Here is a 24,570-nt window from a genome sequence, read left to right on the forward strand (position 1 = left end):
TTGGCCAGTTTTCCCAATGACTACATCCTAGCTTTGTGGATGTTGGAGAGCGATCGCAGGAGACTTTCTTACCACTACTTCCAGTTTCTTAGCAACATCCAGAGAATCATTTAAAGGATTAGGAAGAGGAAATGGAGATGATAAAGCAGCGAAAGCAGCAGCCGAAGAGGAATTTATTTGTCCTCTTATGTTCGATTCTCCTTGTCCCGGTAGCCTTCCTGGTTCTCCTCGTTGTTCTTGTCCTGCTTGCGCCAATAGTCGGGGATCAGGAACACTAGGCAAGGCAGAAGTATAGACTACATTGAACTCGCCTCGGTCAAGTTGGGGAATAAAGCCGTTGTCAATCAGGGTAATCAGGCAAAACCACCAACTAAACTCATAACATTCAAGCGAAAAACTAGTCAACGGTGGTTTAAAGACCAGGCGAGCAAGTTGTGTAAATTTGATCAAATTGCACCCCAATTTTACTTTCGCGCTGTGAACAGCTAGATTTTCAGGGTTGGAGCCAATAAATTACCAATACAGGGGATCAAGAAGCCACTGAGGCGTTTACGTCTCAGATAGCTTTATTAAAAATCCCCTGCTGGTTAGGCATGGGGACAATGAAAGCTTTCTCTCAAAGGTTGATTAAGCAGCTAGATTTGCAGCAGCAAATTCCCAGTTAACCAATTGATCTAAGAAATTTTTGATGAATGCTGGACGCGCATTTCTGTAGTCGATGTAGTAGGCGTGTTCCCAAACATCTAGGGTGAGAAGTGCCTTTTTACCATGAGCTAAAGGGTTTTCTGCATTTGGTGTCTTAATCACCTTCAGCGTACCACCATCATCAATTAGCCAAGCCCAACCGCTACCAAACTGGGTTGCAGCCGCAGTAGAAAATTCTTCTTTGAATTTGTCAAAACTACCAAAATCTTTGTCGATCTTAGCAGCTAGTTCACCGGTAGGAGCGCCACCACCTGCGGGTTTGAGTGAGTTCCAAAAGAAGGTATGGTTCCAAACTTGAGCAGCGTTGTTGAAGATACCAACTTTAGAAGAGTCTTTAAAGGAAATTTGGATTACCTCATCGAGGGACTTATCAGCAAGTTCTGTACCATCGGTGAGCTTGTTGAGGTTATCTACATAAGCTTTGTGATGCTTACCATAGTGATATTCAAAGGTTTCACCTTTCATACCATAAGGCTCTAGAGCATTAAAGTCGAAGGGTAGTGGAAGTTGTGAAAATGCCATGTTTTGAAATCCTCTCTTTACTGTTTTCTAGTTTAAAGCTATTGCCTAAACTTAGAAAACTACAGGTTTTGTATTGATTCAGTTTTAGATCCTTGATATTGGGATATAAAACTTAACTTAGTCATTTTACTACCAAAGTCAAGGTTAAACCAAAGTAATTTGGCAATAAGTGAATTTGGGAGAGATTTCTGATGATAAATAACAATTTCTAATAAACATCTGCCGAGTTAATTAGCCGTTTGCGAAAGATTATCCTCAAATTCAGATTTCCAAATATGCACATATCCAGTATAATCACCTCTTCCCCTGAAGCGGTTAAAAATAGGTTAATTTTTCGGAAAAACAAGATCTCCGACCTCTCTCAAAAGAGGGAGATAATAGAATTTCTATAGTTTGAAAATGTAACAATGAGAATATTTTAAATCTGTCTTTAGTTAGATTAATTATGATTTAAAGATTTTAAAAAGATTTTAAATTTAAGATATTGAACACAAGATTTTCTAATTTACCATTGAATATATAGAACACTTTAGATTTATGAACTTACAAAAAAGGGAATAGGGAACACCTGAGTTCGGAGTTCGGAGTTCGGAGTTCGGAGTTCGGAGTTTATCTCGTTCCTAGTCTCTGACTAGGAATGCTATCACAGAGGCTCTGCCTCTACCCTCATTGATAACGCCAGAGCCTTAGAATTCATTCCCATACAGAGTATGGGAACGAGCAAATAATTCTCCTGACTCCTGACTCCTGACTCCGAACTCCTGACTCCGAACTCCTGACTCCTGACTCCTGACTCCTGACTCCTGACTCCGAACTCCTGACTCCGAACTCCTGACTCCGAACTCCGAACTCCGAACTCCGAACTCCGAACTCCTAAATTCTTACCTTTGAGACAAGCGATCTTGGTAATAATTAACAATTTGCGCTGCTACTTCAGAAGGGCTAAGTCCATCAGTTTGAACTTCCACTGCATCTGCTGCTTTTCGCAAAGGGGAAATTTTGCGAGTACTATCTTTGTGATCTCGTTCTGCAATATCTCGTTCCAACTGTTCTAAACTAACTTCGGGTTGACCTTGTTTTGTAAAGTCTTGCTGACGACGACGTGCGCGTTCACCAACAGAAGCAGTTAAAAAGATTTTCACTTCTGCATCTGGGAAAACATGAGTACCGATATCCCGGCCTTCAGCTACTAAACCACCTCGTTTACCCCAGTTTTGCTGTTGTTTGACCAGTGCTTTACGAACTGCGTTTTGAGCGGAGATGGCTGAAACTTGTGATGTTACCTCAATGGTGCGAATTTCTTGAGTTACATCATTACCATTAATCCACACTTGTACTGGAGATTGCAGGGATTGACTGGGAGTAAGTTCAATTTTACACTGGTTAGCTAATTCAGCGATCGCACATTCATCATCAATAGCAACACCTTTTTGCAGTACTAGCCAAGTAATAGCCCGGTACATAGCACCCGTATCTAGATACACTAAACCTAACTGGGTTGCCACTTGGCGAGCTACTGTCGATTTACCCGCACCGGCAGGGCCATCAATGGCGATGATAGGTTGGCGTAGCTCGTCATACACATCCCGCAAGATAGTGTTATCAATCAAACGTGTAGAACCAAGACGGGCTGCGATCGCCAGCATTCCTTCTTCCTCAACTTTAGTTAAAAACATCAATGTATTCGGTTCAACCAATTCAATATATTCGACATAGATAGTGCTGACCTTTGCGATTTCTTGCCACACCAATGCTATCAGCTGGCTGCTGTTGCGATCGCCAGCACGAAACGCCGCTTCAGCTTGCCGCAAGCCTTTAAATAACACCGTAGCTTGCTCTTTTTCCGTTGCAGTCAAATATTGATTACGAGAACTCAAAGCCAAGCCGGAAGTTTCCCGCACCGTTGGACAAGCAACAATTTCTATCGGCAAATTTAAATCAGCCACTAGCCGTTTAATAATTGCCAGTTGTTGACCATCTTTTTGACCAAAGTAGGCTCGGTCAGGCTGAACCAAATTGAAAAGCTTGGTGACAATCGTCGCCACACCTTGAAAATGACCAGGCCGATAACTACCACACAAGCTATTTATCATACCAGATGGAGGGATGACTTGTGTAACTGGAGTTTCTTGTACATTCTTCTGAGAAATTCCCATTTCTTCCGGAGTAGGGGCAAAAATCGCATCCACTCCAGCTTGTTCACAAAGTTTTTGGTCTTGCTCTAAAGTACGGGGATAGCGTTGATAATCCTCCTTGGGGCCAAATTGCAAGGGATTAACAAAAATACTGACAATCACCGTAGAATTTTCTTGCCTAGCTCGTTCAATAAGACTGAGATGACCTTGATGTAGACCCCCCATAGTTGGGACTAAACCAACTTCTGTCCAATACCAAGTAGTCTGATCATCAAATAATAGCTCCTCTGGAAGCATCAGATTGCTTTCCGTAGGCGTAAGTCTGGCCGCCTTGCGGCGACGTTGGGTTAAATAACAGCGTAAAGCTGCAACTGTTGTCAGCAGGCGCACAAAATACCCCTAGTTCTTATCTATCCTCTCCCCCGTTAGTTTATATCTGATAGCGGAGCGTGGCGCAAGCCATAATCGCGGGAAGAGATGGTTGAACTAGAGGTCTTTAAGTGAAAAGCGAAAAAGGATGAAAAAAGAGGCTACCTTCCTAGAATATCAATACGCACTGGTGCAATTCCATTGCCAACCATCCCTAATAACCTGGCTGCACCAATAGAAACATCAATAATTCGACCACCGATGTATGGGCCTCGATCATTGATTCGCACAACCACAGAACGGTTATTTCGAGTGTTAGTCACACGAACTTTTGTCCCCATAGGTAAACTGCGGTGGGCTGCTGTCATTGCATCAGGATTAAATCTTTCTCCATTGGCAGTTTTTCTGCCAGCCCAATCATAACCGTACCAAGAAGCTATACCTTGGAAGTTGATTTTAAATCCACGGGCAATCTGTTGCGGCAGCTTTGATGTCAATGCTGATGTACTGACTGGTAAATTAGCAATTTCGCTGATAGGAGATGCATTACCAATGAGTCTTCGTAGACGATTGGTTGCTTGCAACGCATCCTTTGCTAAATCTTTAGTGCTATCTGCTAGTTGCGTACCTTGATTGATTTCCACCAATTCTTGACCATCAACTTTAATGGTGTAGCGATCTAGCTGCTGTTTAACAGAGAGTGTTTTATCTTGGGCTTTATTATTAACTGGAGATTGTTCTGTTGTTTTCCAACTTACGGTAATCTGACTGGCATCCACATTTTCATCAATCAGCTGATTGATTCTCGCGGCTACAACACTAGCTCTTTGAACTGGGTCATCGGCAATGGAGCTAGGAGATTTGCTCACATCTATCACGTTCCCAATACTGGCTACCTTTGCTGAATTATTAGAAACAAAGGCATATGACTTTACGCCATTACCATTTCCAACTTCACCAACTTTGGTTTCTGCACTACTAACTGGTGCAGAACTCAGAAAGGTAAGAACAGGAATATTCCGGATGTAAAGGGTTGCCGCCTGACGGCCTCCAATACTGTGAGGATGAATGTCCGTTTTCACAGCATCCAAGGTAGGTTTCTGTGCCGGGGATTGATATTCTCCTACTTTGACTACATCAGTTAGAGCCGATGCTTGGGAAGTTGGAGTTTTTTCCTCTGTTGTTTGAGTGAGACCGACTGAGGGTGTACCCAAAACGGTCAGAAACAAGGCAGCAGTAGTCCACAAATGTCTTTGATTCATGCTTCCGATTTTTTAAAGCGACTATAGAACTGAAGTTTTAAATTGGTGGGTTTTTCACAAATGATGGTGATATTCCCTAAAACTCGAACCTGTTCCGCTTTCACTTTTTGTTTATAACTGCAACAGAGTAACATGAACCTTTTGGCTTGGGGATCAGGGTTTTAGCGTAGGGTTTTCTCCTGTGTTCCAATTCCCAGGTGAATTTTTTAGGTCAAACCTTTTTCAAATCAGGTTTTGGGCTTTGTAACATTTTTTTTCGGAACGTCAATAATTTCTTATGAAGAATTAATATCAGACGATGATTTATTGAGGTGGCTACTATCTTGATGAGTCGCTAGATATTAACTGTACTGAGGTGCTATTTTTAACAAGTAGTAAATAACTTTTTTATTAAGAACCATATCTTTAAGTTTCGCCATTAAGTATTTATGCTTAATAAAGTTATGGGCATGAAAATTCAGCTAAACTTAAATAAATTGATGATTATCTAGAAAAATCATCTGAGATTACTAGACTGAAGTCATGGTAATTTTTTAGTTATATTTAATACAGAAGTTGCGAGATTGACTGAGACATTGAGAGTATTATTTAAAATAAAATTTTCCAGTATATTTACAGGCATAAAATCCGCTATTACTTCTTTAAGTATTTTTTCTTGTCAAAAAAAAATTCATGATGGGACAATAAAAATTCTCGTTAGTGGATAAAAACAAATTTTAAGTGTATCAAAAATCACTTACATTGTCGTCACTAACTAGAAAGTCAAGTATAATTATCTATTAGCAAGTTATTAACCTTATGGCCAACTCTGAAGATTTAGAAATAGTTTCGTTACCATTTTTAGAAGTTCTCAAGGATTTACATTCCCAGTACAAGTCCCTGGAAGCAGGTACAGTAGCTAACTACATTCCCGAATTAGCGAAGGTAAACCCCGATTTGTTTAGCATCTGCATTGCTACTGTAGATGGTCAAATTTATGAAGTTGGGGATTATCAACAACTATTTACAATCCAGTCAATTTCTAAGGTGTTTGTTTATGGACAGGCTTTGGAAGATCATGGACGGGATTATGTTTTGACTAGGGTGGGGGTAGAACCGACGGGGGAAGCTTTTAATGCGATTATTTTAGATGAGCAATCGAAGCGACCTTATAACCCAATGGTAAATGCGGGTGCGATCGCAATTACTAGTTTAATTAAAGGTGCTGGTTCTACTGAACGTCTAAACCGATTGCTAGATATGTATCGGCGTTATATTGGACGGGATGTATTTGTAGATATTTCTGTATTTACTTCAGAACGCAGTACAGGACATCGCAATCGTGCTACAGCCCATCTAATGCTTAATTTTGGCATGATTGACCAAAATATTGAGGAGTCTCTGGATTTATACTTTAAACAGTGTTCTGTGATGGTTAATTGTCGAGATTTGGCTGTGATGGCAGCTACTCTTGCGAATAAGGGTATTAATCCTATTACAAAAGAAAAAGCGGTAGATAACCGTTATATCAAAGATATTTTGAGTGTGATGTACACCTGCGGGATGTATAACTTTGCTGGTGAATGGGCTTATAACGTTGGTATTCCAGCAAAAAGCGGTGTTTGTGGGGGAATTATTGCTGTTGTTCCTGGACAGATGGGGATAGGAGTGTTTTCACCGTTGCTAGATGTGCGGGGTAATAGTGTGCGCGGGGTGAAGGTGTGTGAGGAACTGTCGCAACGGTTGGGGTTGCATCTGTTTGATTGTTCTAAGGGGTGAGAATTACATCATATATATAGATGGGTGTGGGATAATTGGGGCGATCGCTGCGGTAAGCTATCTCTATTCTTTCAGAACGCTACGCTAACGCGGACACTTTTTCGCGTTTTTGGTGTTGAGTACATAATATAGATATATGCTTTGGATAAACTCATGTTTATTAGTATTGAACAAATAAGAGATTCTCTGAAATATTTGAAAGAAGTAAATCCTTTTTGGGGGATTAATTTTCTAAAATACAAGCAATTACAATTACCAGTAGGTAATACTATTAAAATATCTCTATATTCGGAAATTCAAGCTTTTTTAGAAAATTACTATAAACCCTGTAAAGAATCAACATTTTCTTATAGATGCTTCCGTTTATCACCATTATCAAAAAATCAAGATAGATGGGTCAGACTTGACAGATATGTAAAGTCTGTTATACAAATACAAGCCCTTGGTAAAGAGCATTTTGGACTAGCATTAATACATCAAATTGATGAAGATGCCTGGGGTTGGAAAGATAACTATATTGAAATTTTGAAATCTTATTTATATAACAATCAAGTAATTCCTATTTTTCATTTAGCGGTTTGGCTATATCGTGAAAGAGAATGGTCATCTGAAACAACGCTAGAAGATATTATTGAACATTTCAAAAATGATTTTTTGTTAAATGAGGAAGAAATCAATCAATTGTTTGATATTTCCATCCCAGAGAATATCAAGATAAACCAGATTTTTCAAGATAAATTAGTGTCTTGGGAAGAGTTAAAAACTGTTATTGGCAAACCTCCAGATATTCCTCCAGAAGAAGGTACTTTAACTTATTTAGAAATACAAGGTGTAGGTGCTGCAAAAAAACTTTGTTTTGAACCAGCAGAACGACTGAGCTTAATTACAGGTGATAATGGACTGGGTAAAACTTTTTTACTAGAATGTGCTTGGTGGGCTTTAACTGGACAGTGGGCAAATTTACCAGCATATCCAATGCAAACTGTAAGTGAAGATGAACCTAAAATTATTTTTGAAATTTCTGGAGATTCTGAATCTGATAAAGAAAGTATTTCTTATGATTGGCAACTTCAAAGATGGAACGAAATCAAAAATCGTTCAACTATTCCAGGTCTTGTAATTTATGCCAGAGTAGATGGTTCATTTGCCGTATGGGACACAGCAAAACAATATTTGTCATTTTCATCCCGTGTTCAAGATATTAAGAAAGTACCACTTCCTTTTGTATTTACAAAAGATGAGTTATGGAATGGTCAAAAAGATGAACATGGCAATACTTTTATCAATGGATTATTACAAGATTGGGTACAGTGGCAAAGTAGACCAGATAAATATCCGTTTGATACTCTTGTTAAAGTATTAGAACGCTTATCTCCTCCCGAAGAAGGGGATTTAGGAATTTTAAAACCGGGAGAACCTATCAGACTTCCTTATGATGCTAGAGAGATTCCCACCATAGAACATCCTTATGGAACTGTTCCTATTATTCATGCTTCGGCAGGAGTACAGCGGATAATTACAATGGCTTATTTGATAGTTTGGGCTTATGAAGAACATAAAATACAATCAAAACTTATCCGCATAGAACCACAGAAGAGAATGGTTATTTTAGTAGATGAGTTAGAAGCACATCTTCACCCCCAATGGCAAAGGGCTATTCTACCTGCTTTGTTAGATGTCAGAGATGATTTAGCTGCTGATTTACAAGTACAAATTATGGTTGCTACTCATTCTCCTTTAGTAATGGCATCTGTAGAACCTAGATTTGATGAAACAGTTGATAAGCTATTTAGTCTAGAACTGGTGAAAAGCGATTTATTAGGTAATGAAGTCCAAATTGAGGAACTTCCTTTTATACGTCAAGGTGTGGTAGATTCTTGGTTAATGTCTGATGTTTTTAAATTGCGTCAACCTCGTTCCTTGGAAGCAGAAAAGGCATTAAGTGCTGCGAAGGCTTTGCAGTTTTCAGATAATCCTGACTTGGAATCTGTAGCAAAAGTATCAAAAGATTTAGCAAGGTATTTATCAGAAGATGATGAATTTTGGCCAAGGTGGGTTTATTTTGCAGAAAGGCATGGAGTAGAGTTGTGATACCTGTGCAGTTTCAGCTTAAACCTGATCATTTTGACGAAAAAGTGAGGAATCCAGGTTTGGCTTTCTTAAGTAAAGTTCCTAATCCCAAAACTGAAGATTGGAAAAAAGGATCATATTGGCAGGAATCCTTAGATGATTTATGTAAGGTTTATGGTCGTATTTGTGCTTATTCTGCTCAATGGATGCCCAGAACTGAAGGAACTCCGACTGTAGATCATTTTATTCCTAAGTCTGTAAAACCAGAATGGGCTTATGAGTGGGATAATTTTCGCCTGGCTTGTTTAAAGTTAAATGCTAGAAAACGCAATTTTTTAGACGTTATAGACCCTTGTTCATTAGAAAAAGATTATTTTATTCTCGATTTTCCTTCTTTATTTATTAAACCTAATCCAAATATTTTATATCCTCTACAAGACAGATTAGTTACTACAATTAAACGCCTCAAACTTAATGAAGATGATAATTGTGTGAAAGGAAGACTAGATTGGCTACTACCTTATTGTCAGAAAGATTATCCTTTTGAATATTTAAAAAGCAAAGCTCCATTTATTGCTTATGAATTAGAACGTCAAAGTTTAGTAGAAGTAGAAAAAATAGCATACATCATGGGAGTGCGATAGGTTACATTAGTAATGTTTTATTCTATAGTAAAGTTTTTTAGACAGTCCTAATCTCGTACAGACTAACCAAGTTTTACATAAAGCTTGCCTGTGCCTTTCACTAGGTTGGGATAGTTTTCTAGATTTTTAACGGTCGAATACTATACCATCTGTATTAAGTTGTGTGAATAAAAACGTGATGAGACTGGCTGAAAACTTAACAATGGACTGGGTTTTAGTAAATACCTGTATACAGTTTACTCTTTGGGGGTGTTGTTCCCTGTTGCTTGCGGAAATATTAAGAGATAGTTACCATGCTTTGTGTCACCAAGTCACCTGGTTGGCAAAATGGCATAATAAGCACCATGCAGCTTACCGTAGAGATTTAACCTTAGTTTCCCAGAAGGCTTACATAGATTCCCAGTTGTATCACGATATAGTCGAGTCTATGATACTGGTAGTTATATTAACAGCAGTAGCCTTGGTTGCTCAACAATGGGGATTATGGTTGGGAGTTGCTTATGCGGTAACTTTTTTGTATGGTGCGTCTTTGCGATATTTCCAAGGGACAATTGACACAGACTATAACCATTTACCAGGCCCCTTAGAAACAATTCCTTCCGTTTGGTTGGTGAATAGAACCTACCATTGGCGACATCATTTTGATGATGTTAATGCTTATTACAGTGGCGTTTTTCCGCTTGTGGATAAAATATTAGGAACAGGACTTTCTCTCAAAGGTAAAACTGTTGCTTTAACTGGTGCGTCAGGTGCTTTAGGACAAGCATTGGTGGGGGAATTGCTTAAGCACAATGCGAAAGTCGTAGCATTAAGTACTAATCCTGATAAAATACAGGCACAAACTGGGTTAAAAGTGCTGGCTTGGGAATTGGGTAATGAAGCGCACTGAAACAAAGCCTAGAGAAAGTGGATATTTTAATTATCAATCATGGCGTGAACGTTTATAGCGATCGCACTTCGGCAGCAATTCAAAACTCCTATCAAGTCAATACCTTTTCAGCTTTGCGGTTGATTGATATATTTTCTACCACTGTCACAGGCCCAGAAGCTAAAGCAACCAAGGAAATTTGGGTAAATACCTCGGAAGCAGAGGTTTCCCCAGCCTTAAGCCCCCTGTATGAACTCAGCAAAAGAGCATTAGGTGATATTATTACTCTCAAGCGGTTAGATGGGGTTTGTGTAATTCGCAAGTTAGTTTTAGGGCCGTTCAAAAGTCAACTCAATCCCTATGGTGTGATGTCACCACCCCAAGTCGCACGGGGTATTATGTTTTTAGCCAAGCGGGATTTTAGAAATATTATTGTCACAGTAAACCCGCTAACTTATCTGTTGTTTCCGGTGAAGGAATTGAGTACATGGTTGTACTATCGCATTTTTAGTAAGTCAGTGAAGGTTGAGTAATTTGTAAAGTGGGCATTTATTGCCCACCATTTTCAAGCTACTAATGGTTTGAGCGATAGTGTATAGCCTTTTGCTAATGCGTGACGGTAATTTGAGCAGTTTAAATTGAATAAGAGGTGTAAAAATTCTGCCAGAATGGCAAATATACACTCATAACATCTTATAAATTAGAAATAACAACCTGAAGAGGTAAATGGCAAATAAATCAATTTTTACCAATAAAGTGAATGATTATATCTGACCATGAAATACATAATACTGGAGTTTAAACATTCAGGCATTCATGGATGAGATAACTTTTACACTCAAGACTGATAAATCCTAACTAAAGGTGGTTCTTTTTTCAAGAAATCTAAGCAACTAAAAATTGGGGTAGTGGCTTCCCTCGAAGTTTAGATTGTCTTAGAAACTACTTTACTATTTTATGTGTTAATTTTTAATTAAAAATTTTAACACTAACTAAAAGTAGTCTTGTAAATGGAAAGTTAGGATGAAATTGTCCTCATGGCTGGTAAAATTTATAGCTATTACACTTCTGTTGCAATTATTATAATCCTATTTCTCCCAAATAGGATCAGATGATCTTCACTGTATAAGTTGGCAATTTATATAGTGGATACTGGAAGCTGAAACCTTTTACAGCTTCCTTTTGTTATGAGTATATAGCCTTTCCCACTCTAGTTAGATACAAAATTACCTCTCCCCAACGGGAGCATCCCAATTTTGAAAAAATAGCCGCAGCAACACCAAAAACTGTCTTCTTCTCTCTTCCCTTTGTGTCCTTTGTGTCCTTCGTGGTTCGTTTCTTTCAAATCTTGAACTCAAACTAAAAATAAACTTACATATTTGGGATGCTCCCTCCCCAACCCCTCACAAGTGTAGGTTTTTTACATTGTCGCGAGGGCAAGATTTGGGGGACAAGGCTCACAAGGGTAGGTGTATTTCATGAGCTTGGGAATTGCTATAGTATTTCCTAGTCTAATGAAGTACAAAATTATCTGCGTTTAATTATTACTGCTTGTACCTCACTTGAATGGGAATTGCTATATACCCTATTTAAATATCCTTTAAGGGAGAAGTGTTGTCTATTGTTCCACTAATTTGCAAATTTTTACACTAAATTTATTATTTAGTTATTTATCCCAGGTTAGATTTCGCAACTCAATTTATCTATTGCGAAGACATTATCAAATTAAATATTAATTTTCATACTAGAGATAGATATAAATTGGGTATATTTCAGACCTTAATAGAGTGTAGGTTTACTTCTGATGGTAGAGGTATAATAATTTAAATTTAGTGGTGGCATTTATTTTGGTACTCTTAATTTTTTCATTGAATAAAAATTTAAATAACCTACGATCTGATCTATTTAATGATTTTTTTTTAAAATTATCATCCTTAAGTAATTCATCTAATGAATATAAACTTGATATAAAATTATTATAAGAGTGCAACAAGGTCTTTTCTATAAATTTTTTATGAAGATATAGGAAAACTTAGTAATGAATTAAATCAGCCAAAAATAAAAATTGGAGAACTGTAGCTTTTTTAATTTTTCTTGCGGAAAATTTCAGATTTATGAAGATCTGCTGATGAGAAAATACTAATATTAGGATAGTATTAAGAATATAGATATAAATGGCTTCCTTGCTTGAGCTTAATAGCTTTTAGGCTTTAATTTGTGGAACAGGTTTTACCTCATTGTTGGGTAATAAAAACTCAACTATTCATAAATACTTAATTAGCTTGAAGTGGTTGATTAATTTTGCATCTGGATTTTAGTAACAGATGTAATGGATAAATTTGCCCAAATTTTGCAGTAGACGGCAACTGGTAATCATTATGTCATTCTCTTCTAATCCAAACAAGGTTTCTGATATTTACGATGCACATGAAAGCAAGTTTTTAACACCTTTTCAGCGTAAAGTGCTGATTAAAAACTTGCAAGCTAATTTACAGCCAGAATATCGACGTAGGATTGAAATTATGTTGTTAGCAGATATGGGGAAATCTCAATCTCATATTTGTGAAATTATTGGTTGTTCTCAGGAAATGGCGAGGTATTGGATAGGTATAGCCGAGGCTGGTATGGCACATAAGTGGAATGAACGGAGAATCGGTAGACCAAAGACTGTTAATAATCAATACATTAACAGATTGAAGGAATTAGTAAGTCATAGTCCGCGTGAATATGGCTATGCTTTTGGTTATTGGACTGCTCAATGGTTAAGTAAACATCTAGCGAATGAATTGGGGATTGAAATTAGCGATCGCCATATTAATCGCCTACTTAAAGAAATGGGACTTTCTACGAAACGTAAAAGTTCCCACCAAACAAAAAATAATCAAAATCAGGATACTGGTATTACAATTTGTGATTTGCAATCTAACTCCGAACCTAGTTTGCATTGGTCATTTAATTTAATTCAGACCAATAACTAATATTTGGAGGTCAGGAAATGCCATCAGCGTTTTCCCAATCACAGTTAGCTGCACAAATTACCCATATTTTGGGTGATTCACTATCAAGTCAAGAACTTAAAAATTGTATCCAAGGGTTAGAAATTATCGAACCACCAATTGCCAAGCAGTTTTGGCAAGCAACTACAGCCGCACCGGGAATTTATATAGTTTTGTCTGGTAAAGTTCGGCTGTTAGATGGTTTGAATAATTTAATTTCCACTTTGACATCTGGTTCATCCTTTGGAGAGTTGACTTTATTTCCAGAACAGAAACTGAGTTCTTATGTGGCTAGAGCTTCTGTTAATTTAACAGTGGGTTATCTTTCTCAAGAGGTAATTAGTCAGTTTCCAAGTGTATGCGGTCGCCTACTTCTAAAGGCAGAACTTTGGGATACACTGCTATTATTGTGCCGAAATTCTGCTACACCTCGCCATGAACCAGTAGAGGAAATGTTAACAGCATTATCCCTATTTGAGAGGCAAAATCTAGAAATTGGTTCTTTAAATATCAAACTCACCAAAAATACTAAATTGTTGTTAGTGCATCAAGGAGAATTGCAACATTCCCAAGGGATAAAATTAACACCAGGGAATATTTATGTCAATCCTCAACATGGAAATTGGCAAGCAACTCAACCTACAAAAGCCTACTTTTTACGTCATGCTGATTGGCTCACAGTAATACAACACTGGCCACAATTAAGTAAGTTGATGGATATTGAAGATGAGCCAATTCCAGAACCAATAAAGCGGGAAGTTAAAGTCAAAAACCGCAATGTGATTCAATTTCCCCAAACGACAACACAGAAACAGACACAGCCACAGCCAAAAAAACATCAAAGCTATTTTCCTAGTCCTACAGTTACAGCGGGGAATTGGTGGCGCAAAATTCACAAACGCTACCCATTTTTAGAACAACAAAGTGCTTCTGACTGTGGTGCAGCTTGTTTGGTGATGATTAGCCGCTACTGGGGTAAAAATTTCAGTATTAACCGCTTGCGAGATTTATCCAATGTTAATCGCGCTGGTGCATCAATGCGAAGTTTAAGCACAGCGGCTGAAACTATTGGATTTGCTACTCGTCCGGTGAAAGCCAGTTTAGATAAATTAGCACAACAACCCCTACCAGCGATCGCACACTGGGAAGGTAAACATTACATCGTTGTCTATGAAATTACCAAAAAACGGGTCATTGTAGCTGATCCTGCGATCGGTCAACGCAGCCTATCTATTGGCGAATTCAAGGCAGGTTGGACTGGTTATGCGTTGTTATTGCAACCCACAAACTCACTCAAAGAAACCCCAGAAGCTAACACACCATTCTGGCAACTATTTGATTTAGTTAAACCTCACTCACAAGTCCTACTAGAAGTATTTGTTGCTTCGGTGTTAATTCAAATCTTTGGACTGGTGACACCTTTATTTACTCAACTATTATTAGACCGAGTAATTGTTCAAGGTAGCACCATTACTTTAAACACCGTTGGTTTTGGGTTGCTAATTTTTGGCTTATTTCGTGTCGTCATCAATGGACTTAGACAATATTTACTAGACCATACAGCTAACCGAATTAGTGTAGCTTTGATGGTAGGTTTTATTAAACATACTTTCCGCCTGCCTCTATCATTTTTTGAATCTCGTTATGTTGGTGATATCGTCTCTCGTGTCCAAGAGAATCAGAAAATTCAACGTTTCTTAACTGGTGAAGCACTGTCTATTGTCTTAGATTTACTGACTGTGTTTATCTATGTAGGATTAATGTTTTGGTACAGTCCGCCTATGGCTTTATTAGTCTTAGCAATTGTACCACCTTTTTTCTTACTAGCGCTTTTCGCAACACCTTTTTTAAGACGCATTAGCCGTGAAGTATTTACTGCGGTAACTAAAGAAAATAGTTACTTAATTCAAAGTCTCACTGGCATTTCTTCAATTCGCTCCATGGCGATTGAACAAACAGTCCGCTGGCGTTGGGAAGAATTGCTCAATAATTTGACCAAGAAAAATTTTAGTGGTCAAGTCATTGGTAATCAACTACAAATTATTAGCTCAACAATTCAAACTGTAGCCAATACCGGCTTACTGTGGTTCGGAGCTTGGTTAGTCATTCAGAACCAATTAACAATTGGACAATTAGTTGCTTTTAATATGTTATTGGGCAACGTTATTCAGCCTTTTCAACGATTAATTATATTGTGGAATCAATTACAAGAAGTAATTATTTCCACAGAAAGAATTAATGATGTATTAGAGGCAGAAGTAGAAGAAGACTTAGCAGCCCAACCCCGTCAGAGTTTACCTAGATTGCGCGGTCATTTGCGCTTTGATAATGTCACTTTTCGTTATCATTCAGACAGTGAAATTAACATCCTAGAAAATCTCAATTTTGAAATTCTGCCTGAGCAAACTGTAGCAGTTGTAGGGCGGAGTGGTTCAGGAAAAACAACTCTTTCTAAGTTAATTTTGGGTTTATACCCACCGACAGATGGTAGGGTATTAATTGACAATCAAGATGTGACTAGTATTTCTTTGCAATCACTGCGATCGCAAATTGGAGTCGTTGACCAAGATACATTTTTATTTGGTGGCACAATTCGGGAAAATATTAGTATTGCTCATCCAGAAGCTGCGCTAGAAGAAATTATGGAAGCAGCACAGCTTGCAGGAGCAGATGAGTTCATAAAACGCATGGCTATGGGTTATGAAACCCAAATTGGTGAAGGTGGAGGAATGTTATCAGGGGGACAACGCCAACGCCTAGCTATAGCTCGTGCTTTACTGGGAAATCCTCGTCTTTTAATATTAGATGAAGCTACCAGTCATCTTGATTCTGAATCTGAGCGAATCATCCAGAATAATCTCAGAATAATCCTCAAAGGACGCACAAGTTTAATTATTGCTCACCGCCTTTCTACTGTGCGTCATGCTGACCTAATTTTAGTTTTAGATCGCGGTGTTTTAGTTGAAAGCGGTACTCATGAAGAATTAATTGCCAAGAGAGGACATTATTACTATCTCAATCAACAACAACTTGCACAAACAGGTTAAATTACAGCAGGATTCAGAAGTAAAAATAGCTTGATATCCAGCTTTTAACTTAGATTCTGTACCTCTGATTAAGGACACATCTCTAAAATTTTATTGTTTCAAATCTTTTCAATTAAAAATTGGTAATTTCCAATCTCAACCTAGAGACGTTGCATACAACGTCTCTAATATATATGTCAGATTTGAAACCAAATTTCAGCATTCCATAAATGAATTTTATTCGCATAAAGCGGCGTTTAATTATTCATAGTTTCACTTTGCAAGTAAGTCTAATCTTATTAGTCCCAAACTGGTTATGCCACAATCAACTTACAATTCATCATCCACTCTTGTTCTACCAGAACAGACTCAACCATCTTTGAGTCAACATGGCACACAGACAGCAACTAAAGAAAAAGATTGGTTTTATGGCACAGAAGAATTATTAGATGCTTTACCGAAAGCATGGACACGCTCAATGCTTTATTTGCTGGTTAGCTTTGCAACTATAGCTCTACCTTGGACAATGTTTTCCCAAGTTGATGAAACCGGAAATGCTATTGGCAGAATAGAACCCAAAGGTGCAACCCAAAAATTAGATAGTGTAGTTACTGGCAGTGTGATTGCGGTTAATGTTACCGAAGGTGCAACTGTTAAAGCAGGTCAAGTCTTAGTTGAAATGGAATCTGACGTTTTGAGAACCGAATTACAACAAACAAAAGCCAAATTAGAAGGATTATTAAGCCGCGAAGGACAAATAAAATTGCTCAAAAATCAGGTACTGCTGGCTATTAATATTCAAGAACAACAAAATCAGTCTCAAAATTTAGCAAAACTTGCTCAACTTAATCAAGCACGGCAAAACTTAGATGCTAAACAAAGTGCATATCATTTACAGAAATTGGAAAAACTTGCTCAAGTTGATCAAGCAAAACAGAACATAAATTCTAATCAAATTTCTCATCGTTTAGCCAAAAGTCGTTTGAGTCGAGATTTATCTGAAGTTTCACGTTATCGTACCCTTTTAAAGGCTGGTGCAATTCCCCAAACCAAAGTTGTAGAATTAGAAAAAACAGCGGAAGATAGTGAACGTTTGCAAGCAGAAGCAAGAGCTAATATCCAACAATCCCAGTTGCGTTTACAAGAAGAATTCAGGCGCTATCAGTCAATTATGAATCAAGCCCAGTCAGATATTGAACAGGCTAAATTACGTTTACAAGAAGAGGAAAGTAGCTATCAAGGTGTTATCCAATCAGGTCAACTAACATTGCTAAAAAATCAGGAACAGGTGAAAGATTTGCAAACACAAATTACTTCGCTGCAATCAGAAATCACTCAAACTAAGAGTCAGATTATATCCTTGCAATTGCAATTACAGCAGCGGGTAGTGCGATCGCCTATTGATGGCATAATTTTTGAATTACCCATTAAAAAGCCTGGTTCTGTTGTACAACCGGGACAAATGATAGCTCAAGTTGCCCCGAAAGATGCGACTTTAATTTTGAAAGCACAAATGCCTAGCCAACAAAGTGGATTTGTGAAGGTAGGAATGCCAGTTAAAATTAAGTTTGATGCTTATCCTTTCCAAGAATATGGTGTCACCCAGGGACGTGTTATTTGGATTTCACCTGATTCTAAAATTCAAGAAAATAGCCCCAATCGTCTCGAAAGTTATGATGTAGAAATCGCTTTAGAACAACCATATATACAAACGGGTAATAAACGTATACCCTTAGTACCTGGTCAAACAGCAACAGCAGAAGTTATTGTGCGTCAGCGACGAGTGATTGACTTTATTTTAGATCCATTCAAAAAGCTAAAAAACAATGGTCTAGAGCTTTAGTACTTATGCATTAGTTAAGTGTGAATTCAGTAAGTAGATGGGCATAATTAAAACTAACTTGTGGGATTGTTGGCTGTTTACAGTTTATGGTTGACAGCCAATATTTAATTGGATGTGAGTTTTAATTAATCCCTATTGTCACCTATCTTGAGGTATAAGTAAAAATAAAAAATTTTATTGAATATGATATTTTTATCTGAAAATTCTTTGTGTAGGATATAAAATTAGAATACGGCAGATTGTAACTTAGTAGATTACAAAATTGAAAATTGGAAATCATAAATTGGTATCCCTGGAGGAATTAGATTATGTTAACATCGGTAATTGTTTCTCCTGAAGATATTCTTTATCATATCAAGATATCTTGTCAGATCCCTAATTTACTAGAAGCAATCGCTACTAGGAAAATTATTGCTGATACTGCTGTTAAAGAAGGAATTAAGATCGAGATTGAAGAACTACAACAAGCAGCAGATAGCCTACGATTAGCAAACAAATTGATTAAAGCAGAAGATACTTGGCTCTGGTTAAAAAAACATTATCTTTCTTTGGATAACTTTGAAGAAATTGCTCATACAAACTTACTCTCTGCAAAGTTAGCTAATCATTTATTTGCAGATAAAGTTGAACCTTTTTTTTATGCTCATCAACTTGATTACACTGGAGCAGTAACTTATGAAGTGATATTTGATGATGAAGATTTAGCTTTAGAAATATTTTATGCTTTGCAAGAGGGAGAAATAAGTTTTCAAGAAATTGCTCGTCAATATATCCAAAATCCAGAACTGCGACGTGCAGGAGGATATCAAGGTATTCGTCAACGTAGTGATTTTAGACCAGAAATTGCAGCAGCAATTTTTGCTGCTAATCCACCCCAAATTCTCAAACCAATAACTACACCTCACGGAGTACATATAATTATGGTTGAAGAAATTGTTAAACCCCAGCTAAATGAACAGATGCAATTAAAAATTATGGGGGAATTATTTACAAATTGGTTGAGACAACAAGTAAACCAATTAGAAATTGTTGCCAATCTAGCAGAGGATAAAAATTCTGCATCTTCTCCAGAAATATTGAGCGAAGCTAGTTAACGAAATCTTTCCATAATCATGCCTAGATAAAACTAAAACATATTACTGGAAGTAATCAAAATCAGAAAACCGAGAATCTTTAACTGCTTAAAAGCAGATTCTCGGTGAATATTTTATATTTACAGTAGGAGCATATTGCAATAGCCCCTCATAAATTATCAATTATTCATAAATTTAGTTTGAGCTATGTTTACTAGTAATCAACTTAATCCAGTTTAATTTGATGTGGGGAAATTTTAATTTTCTGTGATGAGTTGGATGAGGATTTACTTCAGTAAAAATAAAGTTTTCTTGGAGTAATTTATGGTAGGTTTCTTGAGGTATGTAGTCTTGAGGATCATATCCAGAAAAATGCAGGAATAAAATACAAGCCCAAGAATATTTACCCAGGATAATTGCTTTGAGAATTTGTTGAAATTGTGAGTGTTTAAATATTTGATCTAACTGTTTTTTTTGTTCAAAATTTTCTTGAATCATACTAAATACCTTTGAGATGCGAAGTTAAATTAATTGATAAAGACTACTAGACTACGGTAAAATGCTGGTGAAGGAATAAGCCTGATTAATGCCATTGATTAAACAGGCTTAAATTTATGGTAATTAAGATAAGGGAGTGTAAATATCCTTAGATCTGGCATTGAGATAAGGATGTTGTAATTGAATTTTATGTAATGCAAAATGGTTGAAAATAGATGCCATTCGACCTTCGGGACTGTATTCACCTTGCTCCCAAGCAGCAATTAAAGCATTAGCGATAATTTGACAGCGATTTGTACCAAAACTTTCTTGATCACTAAATTTTTGATCCGGTTCTTCAGCGCAAGCTAATCCCGGTGCTAACAACTTGGTAAATAAAGGTACTTGTTCCTGAAAATAGGATTTATTTTCTGCATAGAGCCTTTCTAATACTGGGTGAACGACATCATAGTTGCCTTTGTTAAAGTAAAGCACAGCTGAGTCATAACGTCCATAATCTGATGGATTATATAGTGCTTTAAAAGAAAAGGAAATCGGGATATTATTTAGCTGTTCTGTTAAAATTTCCATAACTGCGGCAGCCCCTTCTGGTGTTAAGTTAAAGTAAATTCGCGTAATCTGATGATTATTTTGGGAGCCTGCATTAGCTATAGCCATATAAAATCCTTTCTGCACCACATTTTTAGGCATTTTGATAGATACAAACTTACCAACTGTTACGGCTTGGTTTGTTGGTAATAGATGTATGTTGGGTTCAACGTGCAATGTTAATCCATTTTTATGCACTGCCAATGTGCGATCGCTTTCTTCCCTGACTACCTGCCAGTTATGACTCCAGTAGCCCTCACTTTTGTTCCTGGTATGTAAGCGATCATAAAATTCTAAATCTACGCCAAATAAGCTGTTATTTTCGATATTTTGGGAAAATTTTACATTTGCTTCCTCTTGATCAGAATTAAGAATAGGTTTGGAAGCGACGTTATAATAAGCACTGTATAAAAAATTACGTAATTGTAACTTCAAATGCTGTTGCTGCATTTCCAATGGTAACTGCTCAAAACGAGAGATGACTGACTCTGGTAATTCTAATGGTTTGTAGTTTGAATGCTTGATACAGTGGTAAGACTCAATTTCAATCTGATTTACCATATCTTGCAGTGATATCTGCAATTGTGTTGGCAATTCTGAAAGTTGGCTGTGCAGTGAATCTAATAGTTGCATGGGTCTACTAGGATTGAGGGTGTAGAGTTAAGAGTTGATTTCATCCCTTAAATTAGGCAGGAGATAAGTTTGCTTTCATTAGGTCTGATATTTCCATGCCAAAAATTGTGGGTACAGATGCTTGGGGACGACATAATAAACTTTTGGCAACTTGGAGAATACAGATACCGGAATTCCCAAAGGTTCTTTCGTGTTGCAGTGTGGCTTGAATAGAATTAATTAAGGCAAAACCGCAGAACTGCACAACTAATGGCAAGAAATTAGGACGAAGCTCTAAAATTTCGGGGAAGTTAGCTAAATAAGCAGTCAGCAAGGATGAGAGGGAAGGTTGCAGTAGTTGTAAGGGTATGGCAGCTAAACGTAAAGATTCTTCAATTGGTGTTGTTTTGCTAGTTACCATGCTATGTAGCCAGATTTGTAGGTAACTAGCAATTATTGCTCCTAAATCACTAGCAGGATCTCCCCAAGTGCCACGTTCCCAGTCAATGAAGCGAATGATCCTGTTGCTAAAGGGTGATTCGTTGTCGATATTTGCTTGCCAGTTTAAGGAAAGAAGAATATTGTTGAGCTTGAGATCGTTGTGAGTTAAACAACAAGGACTAACAGCATTACCCAAATCTGCGATCGCTTTCCCCAGATTATCGTAACGTTGATAGAGGGCAAAAAATTTCAACCCATCAGCAGGAACTAAACCAAACACTTCTGGTGTAATTCTATTTAATCTGTCCAACTGCTTAGACTGTATACCATTGCTGGTATTCTCAGAGGTTTGGAAAAACTCCCGATAATCTTGACGGTTTATGGTTAAACGATGAATTGATGCTAAAGTCGCTCCAATTGACCGAGAAATATCAGTGGAAAATAAATTATCTTTAGCATAAAATTCTGCTAAATCACGATAATCATTGAGATAATTGAAAACAATGATCGAATTTTCAGCATCAAAATGAATTGCTTCTGATAAAGATGAGCGTAAATGGCTAATTTCTGGAAATATTCTCAAAAAATTATGCACTTTCCATTCATCAAAAAACTCACCACGAGTTTTACCTTCTCTGTTCAGACGCTCTTGCTTTACTAGCAGTTTACGTCCTTCAGGTAAGCGGACTAACAAGTTAAAGTTTTTGGCTGGTTTTAACTCAATTTCACTCAATGATTGTTCAGCCTGAGTACACAATCCTTGGGAAATAAGATAGTTAAAAACATTTTGATAGCTTAAAATAAATGGCATAACTTCAAATGATTGTGAAATGTTTTAAAACTGTTCAGGACTTAGGCAAGTGCCACATTTAATCTATTTTGCAGGTGCGTCAGATTTTGTAAATCTGTTGATAATAATAAATTTATAGGTCTGACACACCCTACAAAGCAAGCCAGTTGAATAAGTCCTGATGTTGTGTCGATCAACTATAAAGACACTATGAAATATTCCAGTAGAATCGTTGTATACCAGATTTTATGATTGCTCATGTCAATAAAGTAATTTAAGTTGAATCTTTATTTATAAATGAATTGGTCAGAAACGAAATAGCATCTATAGCTGCAATCACAAGCACAAACTCAAAAGCCTTAACACCAAAATCTAGAATCTGAGGACGATAGTCATCTTTACCGCCAAACACAGTTTGAGAATTTTGATTAGTAAGTTCATTGAGAAAGGCTTCTGAATCAATGGGATGCAGATCAGCAATGATAATTCGTGCCATTTATTTAATTTTGAAAAAAATATTTTTTTAATTGGCTCTCCTGGTTTATTCGTAATCAAGTCAATTTATGTTAATTACATAAATTACTTTTACCTTTAATCCTAGGAGAGCCATCTAACTTAGTTGTTCACTACAAGACGATTAGTAGCCGTAGCCTTTATCACTGTAGGACTTAGCTAAGTAAGCGATATGACCAATGCCATATACATTCACAAAGGCTTCAGCCAATTTGGTGAGTGTGGAAACATCACTCACTTCGCTATCATAACCACCACCATAGATGGAGTTGACATCACTCATTTCATTAAGAAAACTTTCGGAATCTTGGAATAGTTCAGATCCGGTTGCTTGCAATTCAGAGAGTTTGATACTTGCCATAATTTCCTCCTAAAAGACTTGTTCTCAGTGAGTAAAACTTGTGGGAATTTTTGAATCAAATACAAGACTATTAGTAGTCGTAGCCGTCACTGTAGGACTTAGCTAAGTAAGCGATATGACCAATACCATATACATTCACAAAGGCTTCAGCCAATTTGGTGAGTGTGGAAACATCACTCACATCACTACCACCATATGATCCACCGTAGATGGAATTAACATCACTCATTTCGTTAAGAAAGCTTTCGGAATCTTGGAATAGTTCAGATCCAGTTGCTTGCAATTCAGAGAGTTTGATACTTGCCATAATTTCCTCCTAAAAGACTTGTTCTCAGTGAGTAGAACTTGTGAATCAAATACAAGACTATTAGTAGCCGTAGCCCTTATCGCTGTAAGACTTAGCTAAGTAAGCAATATGACCAATGCCATATACATTCACAAAGGCTTCAGCCAATTTTGTGAGTGTGGAAATATCGCTCACATTACTACCACCATAATATCCACCGTAAATGGAATTAACATCACTCATTTCATTCAAAAAGCTTTCGGAATCTTGGAATAGTTCAGATCCGGTTGCTTCCAATTCAGCGAGTTTAATATTTGCCATAATTTCCTCCTAAAAGACTTGTTTTCAGTAAGTAGAACTTGTGGGAATCAGTTAAGTTATTGTTCGCTCAACCGATACTCCTATTTTTATTGGTAAAAATCTAGAAAATCAAGGTTTGGAGCTAGGTTTGTCAGACATTAATCATGATTTTATGTCTTTTGAAAAGTTATTTTAATCAATATTTTTTCAGTTTTAGGAGTTACACAAGTGTCACACTAAACATCTATTTTATGGTGCTTTAGATATCAAGTATCTGTTTATTTACAGGATTTATAAAGTCTGACCCACCCTACTGATATGCCAATTACCTGAGTTCGACATAAGATAATTTGTGGAAAACTCGCCCCCAGTAATACAATTAATAGCGGTTTTTTATTGCCCTTAGAGTGTTGGCGGTCAAAAGCTATAATTATACTGATATAAAACTGCTTTTCTAACTCTATAAATCGCATAAAAAAAATCGTGCATTTTTATATTCCGGAGAATAGCAACACACGAGTAATTAAAATCCAGTTGAATTACAAAGAAAATACGTTAAAATTCCAATCCTTGTCTCAAATTATCAAGTGAGTCATTGAGTTCTACTCTCCAGGCAGCGACACTAGTATTTATCTCTTCCATCAGTACTGAAAGCTCACTACTGCCTGTTGTTGTACTTGGATCGCTTCTTCTTCTTCCTCTGCCATTGTTATTGTTGAAAACATTGGTTAGACCACCCTGAATATTAGCCATTTCCAACGAAGTTTGTTCATCTAAAAACTGTGCATCATGACCAGGATATAGATCATAGATTTTTATGCCTATCATTAAATCACCTCCTTAAATATTGGTCGGGATAGATTAATTTACAATTTTAGAATCCTCTTCTTATATTTTGAACTTTGATTTG

20 protein-coding genes and 1 pseudogene are annotated in these 24,570 nt (G+C 37.1%); 8 read left to right on the forward strand and 13 right to left on the reverse strand.

Features of this window, described 5'->3' with window-relative positions:
- Positions 1-27 precede the first annotated feature (27 nt).
- The 5 genes from AC012T_RS00785 to AC012T_RS00805 all read right to left on the reverse strand — a co-directional run bounded on the left by AC012T_RS00785 (position 28) and on the right by AC012T_RS00805 (position 4,993).
- Positions 28-405: a hypothetical protein gene (locus AC012T_RS00785; protein ID WP_487062414.1), complete on the reverse strand. Its 378-nt coding sequence runs from the start codon at positions 403-405 to the stop codon at positions 28-30.
- Positions 406-627: 222 nt separating this feature from the next.
- The gene (sodB, locus tag AC012T_RS00790; RefSeq protein WP_438888937.1) at positions 628-1,227 is read right to left on the reverse strand and encodes a superoxide dismutase [Fe]; all 600 of its coding nucleotides are present in this window, start codon (positions 1,225-1,227) and stop codon (positions 628-630) included.
- Positions 1,228-1,870: 643 nt separating this feature from the next.
- Positions 1,871-2,146 carry a hypothetical protein gene (locus tag AC012T_RS00795; RefSeq protein ID WP_487062416.1) on the reverse strand — a complete coding sequence of 92 codons (276 nt, stop codon included), beginning with the start codon at positions 2,144-2,146 and terminating at the stop codon, positions 1,871-1,873.
- The gene (locus tag AC012T_RS00800) at positions 2,109-3,752 is read right to left on the reverse strand and encodes a bifunctional pantoate--beta-alanine ligase/(d)CMP kinase (protein WP_487062418.1); all 1,644 of its coding nucleotides are present in this window, start codon (positions 3,750-3,752) and stop codon (positions 2,109-2,111) included. The genes AC012T_RS00795 and AC012T_RS00800 overlap by 38 nt, the downstream gene beginning before the upstream one ends.
- Before the next feature lie 140 nt (positions 3,753-3,892).
- Positions 3,893-4,993: a septal ring lytic transglycosylase RlpA family protein gene (locus tag AC012T_RS00805; protein WP_487062420.1), complete on the reverse strand. Its 1,101-nt coding sequence runs from the start codon at positions 4,991-4,993 to the stop codon at positions 3,893-3,895.
- A 798-nt stretch (positions 4,994-5,791) separates the two neighbouring features.
- Here AC012T_RS00805 and glsA point away from each other — a divergent pair.
- From glsA to AC012T_RS00845, 8 genes and pseudogenes are all read left to right on the forward strand, one after another.
- Positions 5,792-6,751: a glutaminase A gene (gene glsA / locus AC012T_RS00810; protein ID WP_487062421.1), complete on the forward strand. Its 960-nt coding sequence runs from the start codon at positions 5,792-5,794 to the stop codon at positions 6,749-6,751.
- Positions 6,752-6,904: 153 nt separating this feature from the next.
- On the forward strand, positions 6,905-8,842 hold the full coding sequence (locus AC012T_RS00815; RefSeq protein ID WP_487062423.1) for an AAA family ATPase: 1,938 nt from the start codon (positions 6,905-6,907) through the stop codon (positions 8,840-8,842).
- 5 nt (positions 8,843-8,847) lie between these two features.
- Positions 8,848-9,465 (forward strand): HNH endonuclease family protein, encoded by a 618-nt coding sequence (locus AC012T_RS00820; RefSeq protein WP_487062425.1) that lies wholly within the window; start codon positions 8,848-8,850, stop codon positions 9,463-9,465.
- A gap of 178 nt (positions 9,466-9,643) precedes the next feature.
- Positions 9,644-10,866, forward strand: a pseudogene (locus AC012T_RS00825) (bifunctional sterol desaturase/short chain dehydrogenase).
- A 1,845-nt stretch (positions 10,867-12,711) separates the two neighbouring features.
- Positions 12,712-13,311 carry a helix-turn-helix domain-containing protein gene (locus AC012T_RS00830; RefSeq protein ID WP_487062427.1) on the forward strand — a complete coding sequence of 200 codons (600 nt, stop codon included), beginning with the start codon at positions 12,712-12,714 and terminating at the stop codon, positions 13,309-13,311.
- Positions 13,312-13,328: 17 nt separating this feature from the next.
- On the forward strand, positions 13,329-16,376 hold the full coding sequence (locus AC012T_RS00835) for an ABC transporter transmembrane domain-containing protein (protein WP_487062429.1): 3,048 nt from the start codon (positions 13,329-13,331) through the stop codon (positions 16,374-16,376).
- A 295-nt stretch (positions 16,377-16,671) separates the two neighbouring features.
- Entirely contained in the window at positions 16,672-18,198 is a 1,527-nt protein-coding gene (locus AC012T_RS00840; RefSeq protein ID WP_487062431.1) for a beta-barrel domain-containing protein, read from the forward strand.
- 308 nt (positions 18,199-18,506) lie between these two features.
- On the forward strand, positions 18,507-19,292 hold the full coding sequence (locus AC012T_RS00845; protein ID WP_487062433.1) for a peptidylprolyl isomerase: 786 nt from the start codon (positions 18,507-18,509) through the stop codon (positions 19,290-19,292).
- A 174-nt stretch (positions 19,293-19,466) separates the two neighbouring features.
- On the opposite strand, the gene AC012T_RS00850 is transcribed toward AC012T_RS00845, so the two are convergent.
- The 8 genes from AC012T_RS00850 to AC012T_RS00885 form a co-directional block, all read right to left on the reverse strand.
- Positions 19,467-19,769 (reverse strand): HetP family heterocyst commitment protein, encoded by a 303-nt coding sequence (locus tag AC012T_RS00850; protein ID WP_487062435.1) that lies wholly within the window; start codon positions 19,767-19,769, stop codon positions 19,467-19,469.
- A 123-nt stretch (positions 19,770-19,892) separates the two neighbouring features.
- The gene (locus AC012T_RS00855; protein WP_487062437.1) at positions 19,893-20,990 is read right to left on the reverse strand and encodes a T3SS effector HopA1 family protein; all 1,098 of its coding nucleotides are present in this window, start codon (positions 20,988-20,990) and stop codon (positions 19,893-19,895) included.
- 52 nt (positions 20,991-21,042) lie between these two features.
- Positions 21,043-22,221 (reverse strand): phosphotransferase family protein, encoded by a 1,179-nt coding sequence (locus AC012T_RS00860; protein WP_487062439.1) that lies wholly within the window; start codon positions 22,219-22,221, stop codon positions 21,043-21,045.
- A 253-nt stretch (positions 22,222-22,474) separates the two neighbouring features.
- On the reverse strand, positions 22,475-22,696 hold the full coding sequence (locus AC012T_RS00865) for a hypothetical protein (protein WP_487062441.1): 222 nt from the start codon (positions 22,694-22,696) through the stop codon (positions 22,475-22,477).
- A 141-nt stretch (positions 22,697-22,837) separates the two neighbouring features.
- Positions 22,838-23,074, reverse strand: a complete 237-nt coding sequence (locus AC012T_RS00870; protein ID WP_487062443.1) for a hypothetical protein — start codon at positions 23,072-23,074, stop codon at positions 22,838-22,840.
- Positions 23,075-23,144: 70 nt separating this feature from the next.
- Positions 23,145-23,381 carry a hypothetical protein gene (locus AC012T_RS00875; RefSeq protein WP_487062445.1) on the reverse strand — a complete coding sequence of 79 codons (237 nt, stop codon included), beginning with the start codon at positions 23,379-23,381 and terminating at the stop codon, positions 23,145-23,147.
- 60 nt (positions 23,382-23,441) lie between these two features.
- A complete protein-coding gene (locus tag AC012T_RS00880; protein ID WP_487062447.1) occupies positions 23,442-23,681 on the reverse strand; it encodes a hypothetical protein in 240 nt (79 codons plus the stop codon).
- Positions 23,682-24,215: 534 nt separating this feature from the next.
- Positions 24,216-24,488, reverse strand: coding sequence for a hypothetical protein (locus tag AC012T_RS00885; protein ID WP_487062449.1), 273 nt, complete (start codon positions 24,486-24,488; stop codon positions 24,216-24,218).
- Positions 24,489-24,570 lie beyond the last annotated feature (82 nt).

The sequence above is a fragment of the Anabaena sp. EIM26 genome (assembly GCF_057568715.1).